The organism is Desulfococcus sp., from assembly GCF_041737845.1.
Lineage (GTDB): Bacteria > Desulfobacterota > Desulfobacteria > Desulfobacterales > Desulfococcaceae > Desulfococcus.
The window spans coordinates 1-19828 of sequence record NZ_JBGSQX010000147.1; the positions used below are offsets into that span (position 1 = coordinate 1).

General features: G+C 64.1%; 13 protein-coding genes. 9 read left to right on the forward strand and 4 right to left on the reverse strand.

Annotated elements, in window-relative coordinates; genetic code table 11:
• From ACEW8N_RS17935 to ACEW8N_RS17950, 4 genes are all read left to right on the forward strand, one after another.
• On the forward strand, window positions 1-2682 hold a 2682-nt coding region (locus tag ACEW8N_RS17935; RefSeq protein ID WP_373501229.1), incomplete at its 5' end, for a caspase domain-containing protein.
• A 28-nt stretch (window positions 2683-2710) separates the two neighbouring features.
• The gene (locus ACEW8N_RS17940; protein WP_373501230.1) at window positions 2711-3064 is read left to right on the forward strand and encodes a hypothetical protein; all 354 of its coding nucleotides are present in this window, start codon (window positions 2711-2713) and stop codon (window positions 3062-3064) included.
• Between the two features lie 71 nt (window positions 3065-3135).
• Window positions 3136-4104, forward strand: a complete 969-nt coding sequence (locus tag ACEW8N_RS17945; RefSeq protein WP_373501231.1) for a hypothetical protein — start codon at window positions 3136-3138, stop codon at window positions 4102-4104.
• A gap of 109 nt (window positions 4105-4213) precedes the next feature.
• Window positions 4214-7021 carry a CHAT domain-containing protein gene (locus tag ACEW8N_RS17950; RefSeq protein WP_373501232.1) on the forward strand — a complete coding sequence of 936 codons (2808 nt, stop codon included), beginning with the start codon at window positions 4214-4216 and terminating at the stop codon, window positions 7019-7021.
• A 4-nt stretch (window positions 7022-7025) separates the two neighbouring features.
• On the opposite strand, the gene ACEW8N_RS17955 is transcribed toward ACEW8N_RS17950, so the two are convergent.
• Together ACEW8N_RS17955 and ACEW8N_RS17960 are read right to left on the reverse strand one after the other, a co-directional pair.
• Window positions 7026-7325, reverse strand: coding sequence for a type II toxin-antitoxin system VapC family toxin (locus ACEW8N_RS17955; protein ID WP_373501330.1), 300 nt, complete (start codon window positions 7323-7325; stop codon window positions 7026-7028).
• A gap of 71 nt (window positions 7326-7396) precedes the next feature.
• Window positions 7397-7759, reverse strand: coding sequence for an AbrB/MazE/SpoVT family DNA-binding domain-containing protein (locus tag ACEW8N_RS17960; RefSeq protein WP_373501233.1), 363 nt, complete (start codon window positions 7757-7759; stop codon window positions 7397-7399).
• A gap of 299 nt (window positions 7760-8058) precedes the next feature.
• Here ACEW8N_RS17960 and ACEW8N_RS17965 point away from each other — a divergent pair, with 299 nt between their 5' ends.
• Together ACEW8N_RS17965 and ACEW8N_RS17970 are read left to right on the forward strand one after the other, a co-directional pair.
• Window positions 8059-9315: an MFS transporter gene (locus tag ACEW8N_RS17965; protein WP_373501234.1), complete on the forward strand. Its 1257-nt coding sequence runs from the start codon at window positions 8059-8061 to the stop codon at window positions 9313-9315.
• 55 nt (window positions 9316-9370) lie between these two features.
• Window positions 9371-11245, forward strand: a complete 1875-nt coding sequence (locus tag ACEW8N_RS17970) for a DUF3365 domain-containing protein (RefSeq protein ID WP_373501235.1) — start codon at window positions 9371-9373, stop codon at window positions 11243-11245.
• 11 nt (window positions 11246-11256) lie between these two features.
• Here the strand turns inward: ACEW8N_RS17970 and ACEW8N_RS17975 are convergent, their stop codons facing one another.
• Both ACEW8N_RS17975 and ACEW8N_RS17980 read right to left on the reverse strand, forming a co-directional pair.
• Window positions 11257-14898, reverse strand: a complete 3642-nt coding sequence (locus ACEW8N_RS17975) for a proline dehydrogenase family protein (RefSeq protein ID WP_373501236.1) — start codon at window positions 14896-14898, stop codon at window positions 11257-11259.
• Between the two features lie 140 nt (window positions 14899-15038).
• Window positions 15039-16205, reverse strand: coding sequence for a radical SAM protein (locus ACEW8N_RS17980; protein ID WP_373501237.1), 1167 nt, complete (start codon window positions 16203-16205; stop codon window positions 15039-15041).
• Window positions 16206-16423: 218 nt separating this feature from the next.
• On the opposite strand from ACEW8N_RS17980, the gene mltG reads away from it, so the two are divergent.
• The 3 genes from mltG to ACEW8N_RS17995 all read left to right on the forward strand — a co-directional run bounded on the left by mltG (window position 16424) and on the right by ACEW8N_RS17995 (window position 19789).
• Window positions 16424-17479, forward strand: coding sequence for an endolytic transglycosylase MltG (gene mltG, locus ACEW8N_RS17985; protein WP_373501238.1), 1056 nt, complete (start codon window positions 16424-16426; stop codon window positions 17477-17479).
• Window positions 17476-18462 (forward strand): glycoside hydrolase family 3 protein, encoded by a 987-nt coding sequence (locus tag ACEW8N_RS17990; RefSeq protein ID WP_373501239.1) that lies wholly within the window; start codon window positions 17476-17478, stop codon window positions 18460-18462. Before mltG ends, ACEW8N_RS17990 begins: the two co-directional genes overlap by 4 nt.
• A gap of 79 nt (window positions 18463-18541) precedes the next feature.
• Window positions 18542-19789 (forward strand): SLC13 family permease, encoded by a 1248-nt coding sequence (locus tag ACEW8N_RS17995; RefSeq protein ID WP_373501240.1) that lies wholly within the window; start codon window positions 18542-18544, stop codon window positions 19787-19789.
• Window positions 19790-19828: the final 39 nt, after the last annotated feature.

A 19828-nucleotide genomic window follows, 5' to 3' on the forward strand; every position in this document is an offset into this window, starting at 1 on the left:
GGCCGCGGCGCCCCGGGCGCCGTCTGCGGCGGGGCCGATGCTGTCGAATCAGACGGCGTGCGCCGCCTTGCCCTGGTCGTCGGCGTCGGCGAATACAAGAACCCCAGGGTGCCGGACCTTCCGGGTCCCCCCAATGACGCCCGGCGCTTCTACGAGATGCTGACCGGAAAGAACGGCTACGGCTTTCCCAGAGAAAACGTCTGCATGCTCCTCGACGAAAACGCCACGACGGCCGGGTTCAAGGCCGCGTTCGACAACCTGCTCGTCGCCCGTGCGAGGGAAACCGACGTGGCCGTCATCTTCTACGCGGGGCATGGCTCCCAGGCCCGGGACAAGAACGGCGACGAGCCCGACGAATGGGACGAAACCTTCCTGTTCCACGACGCGCGGACGGACGGCGTCAAAGACCTCCTGGACGACGAGCTGAACCGGATGCTGGCCCGCCTCTATCAACAGACGAAGCACATCACCGTCATCCTGGATTCCTGCAATTCCGGCACGGCGACCCGGGCCCCGGACGAAGGCACGGCCCTTGCCCGCTTTTTCACGCCCATGGAGGACGATCCTGAGATGCCTGCGGCCGGCGGGGATGCGGGCGACGGGGGCGGCGGATGGATCACGGAGGCCATGCCGGGGCTCGTCGTGTTGACCGCCGCGACGGACGGCAATCCCGCCCTGGAGAAAAACGGCAAGGGCATCTTTACCGACGCCCTGCTCCGTGTCATGTCGGATGCCGGCGACCCGCCCATGACCTACGCACAGATCGCCAGGCAGGTGCCTGCCCTGGTGGCGGCGGAAAGCCCCCAGATCCCCTATTTTCAGGGAGACCTGACCCGGACGGCTTTAGGAAACCAGCGCCGGAGTTATCCCGTCGCATGGGAGGTGACCGCCGTCGGGCCGCCGATTGCGTTGAGCGGCCCGCCCCTGCCCGGCATCGGGAAAGGGGCGGAGTTTCGCATCTATGACGGCCGGGTGGACGGGGCAGGCACCCGGGACCCCGGCAAGGCCAGGGCGACCGTCGTGGTGACCGAGATGACCGGATTGAATGCCATGGGGGTGGTTTCATCGGTCGCGGAGAATCGGGGCGCCGTCGCGGAGGGCGATCTTGCGGTGCTGGTCCGGCCCGCGGATGCCTACACGACCCTGAAGGTTCGGCTCAGGCCCGCGAATGAGGACGGCGGCCTTCCCGAGGAAACCGCCCGGAAAATCCGGGATCTTGTCGCCCGGAATGCAGAAGCCGGAATGCTCGTTGAACTGGTCGACGGGCCCGGAGACTTCGAACTCGGCATGGTTGACGAGAATCGTCTTGGCCTGCGGGGCCCGGAAAACCGCATGAGAAATCTCTACCCCAATGTGGACCAGGAGGTGCCCGACAGCCTGTGGCAGCACGCGCGACAGAAGGCCCTGCTGCACCTGCGGGGGGAGGGCGGCGGCGATTTTGTCGACAACCAGACCCTCCAGGCCTCCCTGGTCCCGGCCCCGACGGCCAGGCAGAACAAGTGCGCGGTCGGCGTCTGGCGGCAGGCGGCGCCCAACAGCCACCAGGCGGTCCCGCTCTGCCATGCCTGGAACCTCAAGGTGACGCTCTCGGAAAAAGCCCCCATACCCCTCCTGGTGGGCGCGCTTATTCTTTCAACGGACGGCGGCATTTTCGCCCTGCCCGGGGATGATCGGAAGGTCCGGCTCCAGCCCGGCGAGAGCGTCACCTTCGACGCCACAGGGGAGACCTTCCGGGGCATGCCGCCCCTGGATGTCCGGGACCGCATCCTGGTCTTCGGCACGCAGGAAAGCAACCCCGTCTCCTGGAGCCAGTTCACCCGGACCGCGGCCAGCCGGGGCCCCGGGATGAGCGGGCTTGCCCGGGCGCTCAACCGCTATTTCCAGCCGGGAACCCGGGGCGTCGGCGTGGTCGCGGAGGAATCGGCGGAAACGACCACCTGGACCCTCAGCACGGTCACCATGGCGGTGGAGGCCAACAACCGGTTTGCCGAAAGGGGCGAAGGGGCGGCCGGGGCCTTGAACTGGCGCGAATACACCATCGCCAATTTCGATATCCGTCCGTATCTGCCGGCCGATGAAGGGAGCGTGCTGTTCAAGGTGCTGACGAAAGCGGACTGGCTGGCCAGCGCCTCGGCCCGGGACGGTTTTTCCTACAAGCAGCACGCCTGGACAAAGGCAACGGATGAGGAGAACCTCAAGCTTGGCATCGACTGCTCCAGGGCCGTCTGGTTCGTCTTCACGCGGTCGGGGGTGCCCTACAACCGGGGGGATCGATATCTCTCGACGGCCATGATGGCGGGCCGGGGCAGCCCCATGGGCGATGCCTTTGAAAGTTGTTCCGATGACCCGACCCTCGAGATCGGAGATATTCTGGTCTACCGGGACGACGGGCGGGGCGACGGCCACGTGGTCATGGTTATTGATCCGGATAAGCGCATTGCGTGGGGCTCCCACGGATGGGACGGCAACCCCCGCGACCTGCCGGTGGAACCGGATACCGGGGTGGAATACCAGAAGATCAAGTACAAGCCCGACTGGGAACGCTGGGACCGGGGGTCGATGAAGCTCAAGTCCTGCTGGAGATACCGCCGCATCGCCGAAGAGGGAATCAGCTTCCGCGGTCAGCCGGGCTCAAGGCCCCTGGCCGACATCTGCAATGCCCAGCGGAACTGCGGCAGATAAACCCGGAAAAAGCCAAGGGAGGTGCCGAATGGACGAATTCCTGAAATCCAAAGCGATGATGACCCCCGGGGTTGCCGGAGCCGTCACCACGATGATCACCGGGACCCTGGTGAGCCAGTTCGGGCTGCCGGGAAACTGGACGGGGCTGGTCGTCAGCCTCCTGCTCGGGCTCGTGGTCTGGATCGACAAATCGGTCGCCGTCCATCACCGGATCATTTATTACCTCATCAATTCCATGACGATCTATGCCGTAGCCATCGGCGTCAACACGGCCGGGATGGCGATTTCATACAGCAGCGAGCCCGTTTCGGACCCTCCGGCGATCGAGCGGAACGTGCCGCCCGAACCGGAGCGATTTTTCCAGGAGTGGTTCCGGAGATAGTCGATAGCCGAGCCCGCCATGCTGCTCGGCGCCGGCAGCTGCCTGAACATTGGATCGGAAAGGACAAGGCCATGAAGCCATCACTGTTTGCCGTGAAAAAGATCGGAGCGATTTTCAGTCTGCTGATGATCGCCCTGCCGGCCGGGTGTGTTTCACCCCCGAGTGGCGGGGGGAGCGGTCCGGCGAGCGTCGTCGAGATGGACCAGAACACCGACCCCCGCTTTTTTATCCGGAATCAGCCCGGGGCGATCGGCCGGCTGAAAACCGCCGGTAATGATGTCCGGCTCGATGGAAAAAGGGTGTTAAGGGATATGCGGATCCAAAACGGCGCTCATGTTGCCACCGGCCCCGCCAGCGCCGCCATCATCCAATTTTCCCCCGCCGCCGGGATCGACTGCGGGCTTGAAGTCCGCGACTTCAGGCATGGGCGGATCTACGGCTCCGCCAAGCGCTGCGGCCATATCGTTTCGACGAATCAGGGCGTCATGGAGACCCCCGGGGCGGAGGCGTCCTACCATGTGGAGACCCGGGACGACGGCGAGACCGTCTTCACCGCCATCAACGGGCAGGCCTCGGTCTGGCGCCACGCCAACCCTTCGGACGTGAGGAGGGTGCCCGGTTATCATCAGGTGGTTCTGTCCCGCGACGGGATCAGCCCCATCCGCAGGGTCACGCCGGGAGAAGTCCAAGCGATGACCCGTTGGCGGAAAAACTTCTGGCGATTGAGGGAAGCTCGAATAGAGCCCACCCCACCCGCTTCCGACCCGGATTCGCGAGGCGGTATCCTATTAGATATATGGAAAATCTTCGATAATTCAAGGTCACGGGATCGCGTCACTCCCTCGGATACGGACAGTCGTCCAAATGCTGAACCGCAATATCCGGATGCGCCAAATACGGACGGTCAATCCAGCGTTGAACCACAATCCCCGGGTGACGGCACGGTGAACCCAGGCAGAGTGATACGCATAAAACCTTCGGTTCTGGATCAGAAACCGATCAGGCGGGTTCCCTCGGAGGAGCCAGGGCAGTTGAGGTAGAATGAGGAAGATGGAAGCAGATCAGGGTTTCCGGCGCAAAAGCGGTGCTGCGATGCTTGGCCGCGGCGGTGCGATGATTACCCTGCTCCTGTTGGCAGGGTGCGTTGGGATGCCTGCACCGGCCTCGGTGGACGAGGTCATAAACGCGTATTACCGCCAAGGCCTTGGGGCCTACAACGAGGGGCTGTACCCGCAGGCCGAGAAGGCCTGGCAAAAAGGCCTTGCGTCGGCCCGGGAAGGGGGGCGCACCGCCCGCGAGGCCGAATTCCTGGTGCGGCTCTCCCAGGCCAACGAAGGCATGGGGCGGTATGACGCGGCCCTGGCCCATGCGGTCGGGGCCCTCCGCATTCTGGAGGAGGGCGGCGACCGGGAGATGCTGTGCATGGCCCTGATGCAAAAAGGCCTGGCATGCCGACGAACGGCCCGTTACGCGGCGGCGAGGCCGTACTTCGATCGCGCCCTCATGATCTCCCGCAAACTCAACAACCCGCATCTGGAAAGCGAGAGCCTGAGAAATATCGCCGCCCTGCTCCAGGATCAGGGGCAGCTCGACGCGGCCCTCCCGCTTTTCAACGAGGCGATCAGCCTGGCGCGGGCCCATGGGGACGAAAGGAGCGAGGCCCGCAGCCTCAACAACCTCGGCCTCCTCTTCGATGCTCAGGCCGAATACCCGGAGGCCCTTTCCCATCAACAGGCCTCCCTTGCCCTCCGGAGAAAGACAGGAGACCGGGCCGGAGAGGGAAAGGTCCTGGGGAACATCTGCATCACCTACAACAGACTGAACCAGATCGCCCCGGCGCTTGCGCATTGCGAGGCTGCCCTGACGATTGCGGAGGAGATCGGGGACCGGCAGCGGGCGGCCAACCATCTCAATAATATCGGCGCCCTCTACCGGGGCCTGAACCAGCCCCGCAAGGCCCTTCGGTATTACCGGCGCTCCCTCAGGATCAAACGGCAATTAAACGACCCCGCCGGCGAGGCGCGCGCCTTGAACAATATCGGCGAGACTTATTGGCGTATGGGGAACCTCGGTGCGGCCGAGGACTATCTGGAGCGGTCTATCGAGATCAAGGCGGCCATCGGCGACCTGCCGGGGCAGAGCGCATCCTGGCAGAATCTGGCCCTGCTGCACCGGCAGCGGGGAGGGTACCCGCAGGCGAAATCCGCCTACATGAAAGCGCTCTTTTTCAACAGCCGTGCCGCGCGGCCCGAGCTGATCTGGCGGGCCTACGACGGGTTGAGCTACGTTTACGAAGACCTGTCCATGCCGGACGTGGCGATACTCTACGGCAAGCAGGCGCTGAAATCGATCCAGAACACCCGCGGCGGGATGGCCGCTATCGAAAAGCCGCTGCGTCTGTCCTACCTATCCGACAAGGCGCGCGTCTACCGGCATGTCGCCGACCTGCTCATCCGGCAAGGCCGGCTTCTGGAGGCCCAGCAGGTCTTGTCCCTGCTCAAGGAGGAGGAATATTTGGATTTCCTCGACACCCGCGGACCCGAGGAGGCATCGGTCGATGATGTCGTGATAACGGTAACGGAGCAGCCGCCGATCGAAAGGCTTGCGGCATTCGACGGTGAGCTGGGCGAACTCGGCTATGAGATGGACCAACTGGAGACCCGACGGCGCGAGCAGGGCCTTACCCATGAGGAGCAGCGCCGCCTGGACCAGTTGTATGAAAGGGCGGATGAGATTCAGGAGGCCTTTGAAGCCTACCTTCAGCATCTCGAAGCGAGCTACGAGAACAAAATTGCATTCGGCGAAAAGGACCTGGAAAGCCTTCAGGCCATCCAGGGAGAGCTGGGGGAATTCAAGAAGCGCACTGCCATCGCGACCTTTCTGGTGTCAGGCGACAGCGTCAGCGTTATTCTGACAGCGCCATCGATCCAGATTCCGTATCGCATCCCGATCCCCGAAACCGATCTCAATCGATTGGTCTTCTACTTCAGGCAGACCCTGGTCCGTCCCGACCGGGACCCCCGGCCCCAGGCCCGGGCGCTCTACGATCTTCTGGTGTCGCCCATCGAGCAGGACCTCGCCCGGCTTCAGGTGGAAACCCTGATGGTCTCCCTGGACGGCGCGCTGCGCTACCTGCCGTTTGCCGCCCTGTTCGACGGAAAGCGCTATCTGGCGGAGCGCTGGAACCTCGCCCTGTTCACCCCGGCCGCCAAAACCCTCTTCGGGGAGAAAAAGATCCGGGACCCGCGCATCGCGGGACTGGGCACGAGTGAAGAGATCGCCGGATTCAGCAAACTGCCGGCGGTGGCGGATGAGTTGGACGGGATCGTCAAGGAGGACGACGAGACCGACCTCAGGGGGGTCCTGCCGGGGAAGGTGCTCCTTAATCAGGCGTTTACCGCCGCCGGCCTGGCCGAGATGCTGGGGCAGGGGTATCCGCTCATTCATCTGGCCACCCATTTCTCCTTTCGCCCGGGGACCGCGGAGGATTCTTTCCTTCTGCTGGGCGACGGCGGCCGGCTCTCCCTGGCCGAGCTGGAAAGCAGGCGATATCCCTTTAAATTCATCGATCTGCTGACGCTTTCCGCCTGCGAAACCGCCGTCGGCGGCGAGGATGCCCGGGGAAGGGAGATCGAGAGCTTTGCCGCCCTCGCCCAGAAACGCGGCGCCGGCGCCATCCTGGCGACCCTGTGGCCGGTGGCCGATGTGAGCACGGGGACCTTCATGCAGTTGTTCTATCAGCTTCGCAATGAACACGGATTGAGCAAGGCGGAATCCCTCCGGCAGGTTCAGCAGAAATTTCTGGAGGGCCGCCATGATATGGAGGCCCATGAACGGGAGCATCGCGGCGTCGTCGTGGCAGACGATGACGAAGGCGCCTTTACGCCGTCGCCTCACGCGCCCTACGCCCATCCCTTCTACTGGGCGCCGTTTATCCTGATGGGGAATTTTCTGTGACAGGCTATGTTTTCTCGATATATTTTACGCTTTGAATGTCTTTGAAGTGCGCATCTTGTGTCCAAACGAGAGCCCCATGGGCTTGAGCGGTCGCCAGTATGACGCTGTCGGCAAGGGGCAGCTTGAGTTCGCTTCCGACTTTGGCTGCCCGAAGGGCGATGCTTGCACTCAAGGCGATAACCTGCCCTTGATGCATTACGGCAACGACCTGGAGTGCGGCATCTTCACCTCTTTGTTGACGTACGCGTTTGAAAACCTCAAGGATGCAGATGGTTGGTACAATGAGCGTGGCTGTATCCTCAATGGCGGATGCGTAGAAATCAGCATGGGCGCCATCGGCAAAATACTCGAGCCAGCCTCAGGAATCCACAAGGTTCATATACGATCCATCTCCCGGTCCACATTCGTGTCTATCCCCTTCAGGAACCCTCGCAAGCTTTTGGGGCTTTTGAGAGGGATAAGTTCAATACGATTTTCGTATTGGAGGACCTGGAGCTTGGTGCCGGGCTGAATATCCATTGCCTCTCTCATATCACGAGGGATGACGACTTGGAATTTGGGGGAAACAGTGACTGTGTTCATCATGACCTCCATCGATGAGTATGTTGACATACTATATCGCAGTCGATCCTTTGATGCAAGGAGTTGAAAGGGCCTGAAAGCGATGCTCATCTCCAATTCTTGATGGGGTATTCCTTTTGGCGGGGGAGGGTTCGCAGGGATCGGCCCCGGCTCCATCAGCGCTCAGGAAGCGCCTGATGGTTCCCCGGGTCCACCGCCCGTTCCATCCATCTAAGTTCTGAGATAATTCATGAATTTCGATTTGATCGAGGGTATCCGTACCGCCTATTGACCTGCAACAGGCCGGGCCGTGCGTCAATTTCATCATTGTCAAGTGAATCGCGCCTGTGGTATGCCCGTCCCATCTGCCACGGCGGACTTTCCGTGATGGGAAGGCCCGCCGTCAGGCCCGGTTTTTTCCGGCCCGGTCCGTCGCGGGCGAATGTCAACCCTCCAGATTCCGATTGATGCGCAAGATGGTTTCGACCCTGGTACCCTTCACCATGCTTTTTGCCGCCGCCCTCATCCTCATGACCGGGGTCGGCCTGCTCAATACCCTCATCAGCCTGAAACTGACCCTGGCGGGCTTTTCCGCCCAGGCCACCGGCGCCGTCATGGCCTGCTACTTTATCGGGCTGATCCTGGGGTCGGTCAACGGCCACCGGCTGATCGAGCGGGTGGGCCACATCCGTTCCTTCGCGGGATTCGCCGCCGTGACGACGGCCATGGTCATGCTCCACGGGCTGGTTTTCTCGGGCGTCGCCTGGGCCGTATTGCGGCTGTTGACGGGCATCTCCACCATGGGCCTCTACATGGTCATCGAAAGCTGGCTCAACGAATGCACGGAGCCCAAAGCGCGCGGCCGCATCTTTTCCGTGTACATGATCATGAGCTACCTGGGGATGAGCATCGGCCAGCAGCTTCTCAACGCGGGGGACGTTGCCGGCCGGGAGCTCTTTTTCCTTGTCGGGTTTCTCATCTCCTTCAGCCTGGTGCCGGTGGCGGTCACCCACGGCATCCACCCGGAGGTGCCCGCGGTCCGGAGTTTCCAGATCCTCCCCTATTTCAGGAGGGCACCCATCGGCATGCTGGGGTGCCTGTCGGCGGGATTGATCAACAGCGCCTTTTACGCCATGGGGCCGGTCTTCGGCCACCAGATCCATCTGTCGGTCTCCGAGATCTCGATCCTCATGACGGCGACGATCCTGGGGGGCCTCTCCCTCCAGTGGCCGGTCGGCCGCATGTCGGACCGGTTCGACCGGACCCTGGTGCTGCCCGTGCTGGCGGTGCTGGTCGCGGGCGCCGCGCTCCTGGCGGTTTTCGTGGCCCAGATCTCCTACTGGCTCATGATCGCGGTCATGGCGCTTTTCGGCGGATTGATCTTTACGGTGTATCCCGTGGCCGTGGCCCGGGCCCATGATCTTTTCGAGCAGAAGGAGATCGTGCCGGTCAGCGCCTGCCTCCTGCTGTGCTACGGCGTCGGCGCCGCCATCGGGCCGGTGGGGGCCGCCAGGGTGATGGACGCGACCGGGAGCCCTTACGGCCTGATGGTCTACACCGCCATGGTGGCCGGCCTGTATGCCGCCGTGACAGGGCTCCTGCGGCGCTTTGAAAAGGTCGAGATCATTCCGGTCGAGGAACAGGTCGGCTTCCTGCCCATGGAGAGCCCGTCGAGGATCGCCCTGCGCCTCGACCCGCGGGCGGATCTCGATGCCGAAAAATCCGCGGGGTGACCCTAACCTCTTCGGGGCGGTTTCATGACTCAGGCCGCCCACATGCAGGGGCGCTGTGAACCCTCCTCAAGAAAAGACGTTCGTGCAGTTGAACCGCTACATCTGGGCGACGGCCGTCGTCTGGACGGTGGTCGTATTGTTGTCGCTCGTCTGGAACCGGGTCCATTCCGAGCTCAACATTCAGGAGAACGCCCGCATCCAGGCCCGGACCGCCTACCATAAAGACATCCACTACCGCCGCTGGAATTCCCGCCACGGCGGGGTCTATGTCCCCGTATCCGATCTCGCGCCGCCCAACCCCTACCTCGATATTCCGCACCGCGACCTGACGACGGCCGACGGACTCCGTCTGACCCTGCTCAACCCGGCCTACATGCTGCGGCTGGTTTACGATCTCGAGGAAGGGCCCTACGCCATCAGGGGGCATATCACGAGCCTCCGGCCGATCCGGCCCGGGAACGCGCCGGACGCGTGGGAGGCGGCGTCGCTCAAGGCCTTCGAGGGCGGCGGGGAGGAGGTCAGCGAACCGGCGGCCATCGACGGCGTGCCCTACATGCGCCTGATGCGGCCCCTGGTCGCCGAGGCTAGCTGCCTCAAATGCCACGGGAAGCAGGGGTACCGGGAGGGCGAGATCCGGGGCGGGATCACCGTTTCGGTTCCCATGGCGCCCCTGCGTGCCGCGATGCGGCCGTATCATGACGCCGTCGTGATGGGCCACGCCCTCCTGTGGCTCTTCGGGCTGGGGGGCGTCGGCATCGCCGCCGGCCGCCTGCGAAAACAGGTCCGGCAGCGGAAAGAGATGGAGGGCGCCCTTCGGGAGAGCGAGGAGAGGTCCCGGGTCCTGGTGGAGCATGCGCCCTTCGGCCTGTCCATCATGCATCCGGATCAGCGGTTCGAATACCTCAACCCCAGGTTCATCGAGACCTTCGGCTACACCCTGGCGGATATCCCGGACAAGTCGGCATGGTTTGAAAAAGCCTACCCGGACCCGTCCTACCGGGACATGGTCCGGAAGGTCTGGGCGGCCGACTCCTTTCAATCCATGGGGACGGTCCGGGCCATCACGCCCAAAACCTTCCGGGTGAGGTGCGGCGACGGCCGGGACCGGGTCATCCGGTTCAGGAATGTCCCCCTGGCCGACGGCCGGCAGATCCTCACCTATGAAGACATCACCACGCAGGTGGCGGCCGAGGAGGCGCTCCGGGAATCGGAGCGGAACCTCCGCTTTCTCTCTTCGGGCCTGCTGGAGGCCCAGGAGAACGAGCGGCGGCGGATCGCCTACGCCCTCCACGACGAGCTGGCCCAGGATCTCGCGGTGCTGACCATCCAGGTGAAATGCATCGAGGAGGGGCTGGAGGGGCATCAGACGGAGATCAAAGAATCCTGCCGGAACACCAACCGGCACATCATCGGCATCATCGAAAATACCCGGCGGCTCTCCCACGGACTCAGCCCGGCGCTCCTGGAGGAGCTGGGCCTCTCGGCGGCCATCCGGCGGATGATCGAGGATTTTACCGAACAGACGGGCGTCGGGGTCTCCCTCGACATGGAGGAGTTGGACCACCTGTTTCGCCGGGAGACGGAGGTCATCGTCTACCGCATTTTCCAGGAGGCCTTCACGAATATCCGCAAGCACGCCGGCGCGACCCGCGTGACGGTGTCGGCCGTCCGAGGGAGGGACGGGGTGACGGTCTGCATCGAGGACAACGGCAGGGGGTTCGAGCCCACGGAGGTCAAGGGCTGGTGCCGGCCGGAAAGGGGGCTGGGGCTGATCGCCATGGAGGAGCGCGTCCGGATGCTGGGCAGGACCCTCCACCGGTCGAGCGATCCCGGCCGGGGCACCCGGATCGTCTTCTCCGTCCCCGTGGACCTGGAAAGCCACGTTCCGGAGTGCGGGCCGCCGGCCGATCCCATGACCGGCGGCGCCTAAGGGCCCCGGGGTTATTTCAGGAGGGCCCGTTCCCCCAGGTTCCCGTACCGGTGGTAGCTGTGGGAGACGGTCTGCTCCTGGAAGTAGTTGAGCATCTCGATGCGGCCTTCCATCAGGACCCGGCTCCGGGAGATGTAGAAGCCGGTCCGGGCCGCCGCCTCGAAAACGGCCATGGGGACCCGGTCGGGCGCGGCATACCGGATGCGGTCCACATCCGAAAGCGTCTCCACGAGGTCCCGGTCCGAATGCCGGACGACGGGGATGCCCGCCAGGAAATGCCTGCCGTCCTCCCCTGAAAGGAACGCGGCGGCCCCGTTCTCCAGCCCCGCGGGCAGGCCCACGATGACCCGGCAGCCCGCGACCGCTGCGCCTGCGATCCTTGCCAGCACCTCGAACAGGGTGTCCCGCACGTCGACCCGAACCAGCACCGTGCCGGCAGGCAGGTAGCGCAGAACGTTGTTCTCCCCCCGGATCTTGAAATAGTCCTTGGCCTGGAAGAACTCCTGCTCGGCGTTGTAGATATAGCTGTGGATGGCCCGGATCGTCTTTTCGATATCCTCCCGGTGGTCCGCCATCCGCCCCGCCGCGAGTTTCAGGCGCCACGCCTGGGCCACCCGGAGGAGGCGGTAGTCCTTCTCGATGGCCCCGGTCCGGGGAAAGCCGGTCTCCTCGATATCCATGAACTGCACGACATAGTTGGGGCTCCCGGCCTTGATGCCCGCGCCCAGGGCGGATTTTTTCATCCCGCCGAAGGGCTGGCGCAGAACAATGGCGCCGGTGGTCACGCGGTTGATGTAGAGGTTTCCGGCCTCGATCTTTTCTTTCCAGAGGCGCTGCTCGCGCTCGTCCAGGCTCTCCAGGCCCGAGGTGAGCCCGTAACCGGTCTGGTTGACGAGGTCGATGGCCGCATCCAGGCTCTCCGCCTTCATGACCCCGATCACCGGCCCGAAGAACTCGGTCATGTGGGTGCGGGAGCCGGGCTGGACGTTCCATTTGATCCCCGGGGTCCAGAGGTGGGGGTTTCCGTCCAGGTTTCGGGGTGTAAGGGCCCATTCCTCGCCGGGTTCGAGTTGGGTCAGGGCCCGCGCCAGCTCGCCCGCGGGCGGGTGGACGAGGGGGCCCATCCGGTTCCGGAACTGCCAGGCCGACCCCGTGGCGTAGCTTTCGGCGGCGTCCACGAGCTGCTGCTTGAAGTGGGGGTCGTGGAACACCTCCTTTTCGAGGATGACGAGGGAGGTGGCCGAGCATTTCTGGCCGGCGTTGCTGAAGGCCGAGTGGAGGATGTTCTTGACGGCCTGGTCCCGGTCGGCCATGGCGGTGACGATGGTGGCGTTCTTCCCGCCGGTCTCGGCGGCCAGGAGGGCGTCGGGGCGGTTCTTCAGGATCTCCATGCCCGTATCCGTGCCGCCGGTGAGGATGATGACGTCGACCTCCGGGCTTTGGGTGAGCCCCGGGCCCACCGACGCCCCCGGGCAGGGCACGAACTGGAGGGTGTTCTGCGAGATTCCGGCCCGCCAGAAGCACTGGCAGAGGTGCCACCCGGTCATGGCGGCCGCCGACGCGGGCTTGAAAATGACGGTGTTTCCCGCCGCCAGGGCCGCCAGGATGCCCCCTGCCGGGATGGCGATGGGAAAATTCCACGGGGTGATGACCAGGGTCACGCCCTTGCCCCGGCAGGAGACGCCGGAAAGGCGCTCCCAGGCCCCCGCGGACCCGGGGTAGAACTCGGCGAAATCCACGGCCTCGGAGACCTCGGGGTCGGACTCGGTGAAGAGCTTGCCCGTGTCTGCGGCGGCGCAGCCCATCAGGTCTCCCCGGGCCTTCCTCAGTTCGACGGCCACGGCCGAGAGGATGCGGTGCCGTTCGGCGTGGGGCAGGCGCCGCCACCCGTCCGGGTCGGCCTTGGCGGCGGCCAGTGCCCGGTCCGCGTCCTCAATGCCTGCCAGGGCGAACCGGGCGGAAACGATCCCCTCGGCATGACGGTTGGGGTCGATGACCTCCACGAGCTTCCGCCCCGCAAAAACCGCCTCTCCGGCGACGACGACGGGGATCTCCTCGGGCGCGTCCCCTGCGCGCTTCATCCAGCGGTCCCGCACTGCCTCCGCCCACCTCACATTGGCGGGAAGAGACCAGTCCGTGTCCGCCTCGTTGATGAACTCCCCGGTGTGAAAGGTCCCGCGGCCCTTGTCGTGGGTTTCCGTGTTCCGGTCCTGGATGCGGTTGGGCGTGCTCCCGACCTGCGCCTTCCGGCGGCAGGAGGCGAGGAAGCGCTCCTTCAGGAAGACCCATTCAGGCGAATCGGAGGCGAGGTTGAAGGAGTAGCGCAGGAAATTTTCATCCGCCGTGTTCTCGTCGAGCCGTCGGACGAGATAGGCGATGGCGTTGATGAACTCCTCCCTGGCCGCCACCGGCGCATAGAGGAGCACCTCCCCGCCGGTGGTGTCCCGGAGGGCGCGCCAGACGTGGTTGGCCATACCCTCCAGCATCTCGAAGGAGACATGCCCGGTCACGCCGTTTTTTTTCGCGGCGAGAAAGGCGTAGGCCTGCTCGAAGAGGTTGTGGGAGGCGATGCCCAGGCGGACCGCCGCCATGTTTTCCGGCCGCATGCCGTAATCGACCATCCGCTTGAAGTTGGCGTCGACGTCCAGCTTGTTGTCGTAGGGCGCGAGGGGCCAGTTGTGGACGGCCGACTCCACCAGCTCCATCTCCATGTTGGCGCCTTTGACGATGCGGATCTTGATGGGCGCGCCGCCTTTGGCGACCCGGTCCCGGGCCCATCGGGTCAGCTCCTTCTGTTTCTCGAAGGAGTCCGGGAGGTAGGCCTGAAGCACGATGCCGGCCGAGTAATCCCTGAACTCGTCCTGGTCCAGGGTCCGGGTGAAGACCGCGAGGGTGATGGACAGGTCCCGGTATTCCTCCATGTCGAGGTTGACGAATTTGGGCGCGGTCGTGCCGTCTTTCCGGACATAGCGGTTGTTTGCGGCCGCCCGGAACAGGCGGGAGAGGCGCCCCTTGAGGACGGAGACGGTGTTGTCGAAGGCCAGGGAGCTGATCTGGGAAAAGATGGTGGAGATCTTGACGGAGATATACTCGATGGACGGATCTTCCATGTCCCGGACGTAGGTGGAAAGCCTTCCTTCGGCCTCCCTCTCGCCCAGGACCGCCTCGCCCAGGTGGTTGAGGTTCATGCGGACCCCGTCGCCCCGCCGCTTTTTGAGGTGGGCGTCCAGGATCGCCTTTTCCCCGGGGATGACGGACCGGGCGCTGTCTTCCCGGATCTTTTCGATCATTCTGGGGATCGCGGTGTTGGGGGCGTAATGGCCGGCCGCGAGAAACAGCCGCATCAGCAGCTTCTCCGGGATGGAGAAGAACTCGGGGACCCCGTAGGTCGTGAGCACGTGCCGGACCTGGTTCGCCACCCGGGCGTTGTCCCCGGAGCGGAAGCTCTGGTCGATCATCCGGGTCAGGATGACCTTGTCCAGGGGGTTCCGGATCAGGCGCATCATCTGCCGCTGGTGGCTCTTCTCCCGGAAGGTGAGCCGGGCGTTGGCATTGTCCTGCCATTCCGCGGCGAGCCTGACGGCCTCGTCCGGCAGGGCGTCCGGGGCCGGGGTTTGGGAAGCGAATTGTCGATGGGGGGCCGCTGTGTTCATAGACCATTCTCCTCGTTTGGATGGGTGGGATAGAAATCTTTTAAATGGTTTGACAATTACAAGTCAAGAAAAATGGTTTGACAATTACAGACATTCGCGTTTGGCAACGTCACCGGTTCCAGGCAGCCGCAGCACGAGGCTCAGATGAAGCGCTTCATCAGCTCGTCGACCACCTCGTCGACATTGGCCGGCGTGATGCCGTTCTTCCGGCAGATGCCCTCGACCTTCTCCATGCGGTGGGACGACGCCATGTCGCCCAGGCACCGGAATATCCCGAGCCTGCGGCCGACAAGATAGCGGGTCTGGCGCTCGGGGGGCAGGTCGAGGAAGCTCTGGAGGATCGCCGTCATGTGCGCTTTGTCCCCGGGCAGGACCCCCTCCAGCTCCTGGAACAGGTTGAGGACGTGATCGCTTTTCAGCGTGCTGCTGATGCCGTTCAGGTTCCGGATGAAGGTCAGGATCTCCCCGGCTGTTTCAATATCCGTGCATTTTTGGAAGGTCCCCTCGCGGAATTCGGTATAGAGGGGAATATGATTCGGGATGGCCAGGGTCCTGAGCCGGATGAAATCGGGGTTGATCCGGTTGAGGGCGTCGGCTGTCTCGACGGCATGTTCATGGGAGAGGGCCCTTCCGCCCAGGCCCGGCATCACGTACTCCGACAGTTCCATCCCCGCCTGCTTGACCTTGAGCCCCGCCGAAATGTGCATGGCTTTGGTCGTCCCCTTCCGGACGGCCTCGAGGACCTTGTCCGATCCGGACTCCAGGCCGATATGGATCCGGTTGAGCCCGGCCTCGCGGATGGCCGCAAGGTCCGCGTCGGCGATGCGGGCGATGGTGTGGGACCGGGCGTAGGAGGTGACCCGCTCGATCCACGGGAAGCGGCGCCTCAGGTGCAGGAGGATCGCAACGAGGTCCCGGGGTTTGATGATGAGGCTGTTTGCGTCCTGGAGAAAGACGCTGGAAAGCCCGCCGGAGAACCACTGGAGGGCCGCATGGAAGGCGTCGGTTTCATCGGGATCGACCTGCCATGAAACCTCCTGCACCATGGCCCGGGTGATCGTATCGGTGCCGCAGGCATGCTCCCGCAGCATCGTCACGTATTTATGGACCATATCGATATCCCGGATGACATGATCCACCGCGCGGAGCGAAAACCGCTTGCCCTTGTAGACCGGACAGAAGGTGCAGAAATTCCAGGGGCAGTTGCGGGTGACCCGGATCAGGAGGCTGTCGGCCTCGCTGGGGGGGCGGATCGGGCCTTGCTCGAATCCGGCGTAGGGCTCCCGGTTCTTTTCGCATGGTTTCATGGCGGATCTCCTGTAAAAAAGGGGTTCAGGCTGATGGAAAACAGGCTGAAGGGGTTTAGACTGAAGGCTGAAGGAAGACGATCAGCTTTCGGTCTTCAGCCTAAACGTTATAGCATAACCCTGCCCGGATCAAGTCGAGGCGGCGCGGGTTGATAATCCCTTTGACAAGCGCCGGGCTTTGGAATATGTCCTCTTCAACCAAAATGGAGCCTGGAATTGTGAACAAATTCATTTGCGGTGCGGTGATCCTGGCGGGTTTCGTGCTGGCGTGCGCCGCCGTCGCGGCCGGCTATCTCTTTTCCGACCTGGCGGGCTATGCGAAAACGGCGGCAGGCGGCGGCAGCGGCCTTGCGGCGCCGTGGGAGAGGATTGTCGTCCTTCCTGCCGGAAAGGGGTTTTCCGGCGTGGTGAAAAATCTCGTGAAGGGGGGTGTCGTGCAGGATCCCCGTCGGTTCAGGCGTCTTGCCCGGGTCCTGGGCGTCGACCGTCGGATGAAGGCCGGAGAATACCGGTTCTCCTCGGCCATGTCGCCCCTGGAGATCCTGGGTAAACTGGCCCGGGGGGATGTGCTTCTTCACGGTCTCACGATTCCCGAGGGCTGGACCGTGAGGGAGATCGCGGTCCTTGCCGGGAAAAAGGGGATCGGGGATGCCCGGGATCTTCTGAGCCAGGCGCTCTCCCCGGAATATGCCGCGGGCAGGGGGGTCGGGGGCGGGACCCTGGAGGGCTATCTCTTTCCAGACACCTATTATTTCCCCCGGAACACGCCCGCCGACCGGATCCTCCAGACCATGCTGGCCCGGTTCGAGGAGGTGTTCCTCCCGTCGTGGGCGGAGCGGGCAAGAGGATTGAACCTCTCCCGGCACCAGCTCGTGACGCTGGCCTCCATCATCGAGAAGGAGACGGGGGCGGCCGAGGAGCGGCCGATCATCTCATCGGTATTCCACAACCGGCTGAAGCGGGGCATGAAACTCCAGAGCGACCCGACGGTCATCTACGGCATCCCGGATTTTGACGGCAACATCACCCGCAGGCACCTCGACACGCCCACGCCCTACAACACCTATCAGATCGGCGGACTGCCGCCGGGCCCCATCGCCAGCCCCGGAAAGGCGTCCCTCGAGGCGGCCCTCTTTCCCAGGGAAACGGCGTTTCTCTATTTCGTGGCCCGCGGGGACGGCACCCACCACTTTTCCGCAAGCCTTGAAGAGCATAACGAGGCGGTGCGGCGGTATCAGCTGGGCGAAAGCAAGATCGGAGAAAGCAACCAGTGACAGTGAACGGATATTCGCCCGAACAGATGGCGGGGCAGCGGCTCATGGCGGGATTCGACGGAACGGACTTCGACGGGGACCTGGCCTTTTTGATCGAGGATCTCAAGGTCGGGGGGATCATCCTCTTTTCCCGGAACATCGGCACCCCGCAGCAGGTTGCCGATCTCTGCCGGTCGGCCCAGGAGTGCGCCGCCGGGTGCGGTCAGCCTGGGCTCTTCATCGCCGTCGACCAGGAGGGGGGGCCGGTGGCCCGCCTGAAGAGGCCCTTTACCGAATTTCCCGGGAACCCGGCCATGACCGGGGAGGCGGACGCGGACCGGTTTGCCGCCGTGACGGCCTCGGAGCTCACGCAGGTCGGCATCAACATGAACATGGCCCCGGTGCTGGACGTGGCGCCCGAAGGCTTCGGGAGCATCATGGAGACCCGCGCCTTCGGCCACGACCCGGAATGGGTCTCCCGCATGGGATGCCGCGTCATCCGGGGCCTCCAGGCGGGCGGCGTCATGGCCGTGGCCAAGCACTTTCCCGGCATCGGCCGGACGACCCTCGACTCCCACCTCGACCTCCCGGTGGTCGACCTGGGCATGGCGGACCTGGAGGCACTGGAGCTGCCGCCCTTCGCGGCCGCTTTCAACGAGGGGGTCTCCGGCGTCATGCTCTCCCACATCCTTTACCGGGGCATCGACCCCGTCTGGCCGGCCAGTCTCTCCGTCCGGATCGCCAGGGACCTGCTGCGGGGCCGGATGGGGTTTGAGGGGCTCGTCCTCACCGATGACCTCGACATGGGCGCCGTCGGCAACCATTACGGCATCGATGACATGATCCGGCGGATCGTGGCGGCCGAAATCGACATCGTCCTGATCTGCCACAAGGGCCCGAACATCGCGCGGGCGTATGACCGCCTTCTCGCGGAGACCCAGGCGGACGGACGGGCCTCGATAGCGTCCTTTCACCGCATCATGCAAAAAAAGCAGGCCCTGTGAATCCCGCATCTCGGCCCGGAATGCCCCCCACCGGGCGGGAACGACGCGCGGGCGCCGATGAAAACCTGCGGATACTGCCATGACCGAAGCCGCTCTCTATTTCTGGTCCCGCCTTCCGCTCCTCCTGATGTTTCTGAACGGGTATCTGATCTACCGCCTCCTTGTCGTGACCGGCCTGACCGAGCAGTTTGTCGCGGCCGCCCTGGGGCGGAGCGCCGGCGATCCGCGCAGGCTGTTTCTCTATATCATCCTTTCGGCGGCCCTTCTTTCTTTTTTCATCCCCAACGCCGTCACGGTCCTCACCCTCCTGCCGGTCCTGAAGGATATCCACAAACGCTTCCACCCGAAGCTCCGGGGCCGCATCATCACGCCCCTGACCCTTTCGGTCATCTACGGCGCCAACATCGGGGGGATGGGCTCGATCGTGGGGAGCCCCGCAAACCTGCTGTTCATCGGCGCCATGGACCTCTACGAGGTCCCCGGGCGGCAGGCTGTGGGGTTCTTCAACTGGTTCCTGTGGTCGATCCCGCTGGTGTCGATGCTGACCGCCCTGGCGTGGGGGGTGGTGGTGATGGGGTGCGGGTCGTTTGACGGCCATGCAGTCAAGACCTCCCGGGGAATCGGCGGGGCATCCGGCCGCAGGCGCTGGCGCGGTCTTTACGGGGCGCGCCGGTCGGGGGCGCTCCTGTTTCTGTGCTTTACTGTCTTCTGGACCCTGGAGGCCGCCATCAGGGGAATCTGGCCTTCTTTTGCGGCGTGGTCGCCCCTGGCCTGTCTGGTCTATTTCACGGCCTTCTGCAGGCTCGTTTTTTGGGGAATGCCGCTTTCCGGCGACGCGCCCCTGATGCGGCCAAAGGCGCTGGTCCAGGATTTTCCCGGGCGGGGCATCCTGCTGCTGATTCCCGTGGCGGCGCTGGTGCTGGTCGCCGGGTATTTCGACCTGGATGCCCGGCTGTCCGCCCTGTACCAGTCGCTTTTGCCCGCGGGTGCTTCCCCGTTCACCGTGATGCTCTCCACCGTCGTCACGGTGATCCTGCTCACGGAGGTCCTCTCCAACACCCTGGTTTCCACCGCCTTTTTCCCCATCGCCTACCATACGGCGGTGAGTGCCGGATTTTCTCCCATCGCGCTGATGATCGCCGTTTCAACGGCGTCGACCTGCGCATTCATGACCCCCATCGCCACCCCATGCAACGCTTTTGCCTTCGGCGAGATGAAGGGGACCTCCCTGGCCCGGATGATGGCCCTCGGCCTGATCCTGAACACGGGGAGCGCCCTGTGCATCGCCGTCTGGCTGAATTGGGTCATCCCTTACGTATACGGGTGACGGCGGCGGAGCCGGAAGGGTCCATGTGGCGCCTTCCCG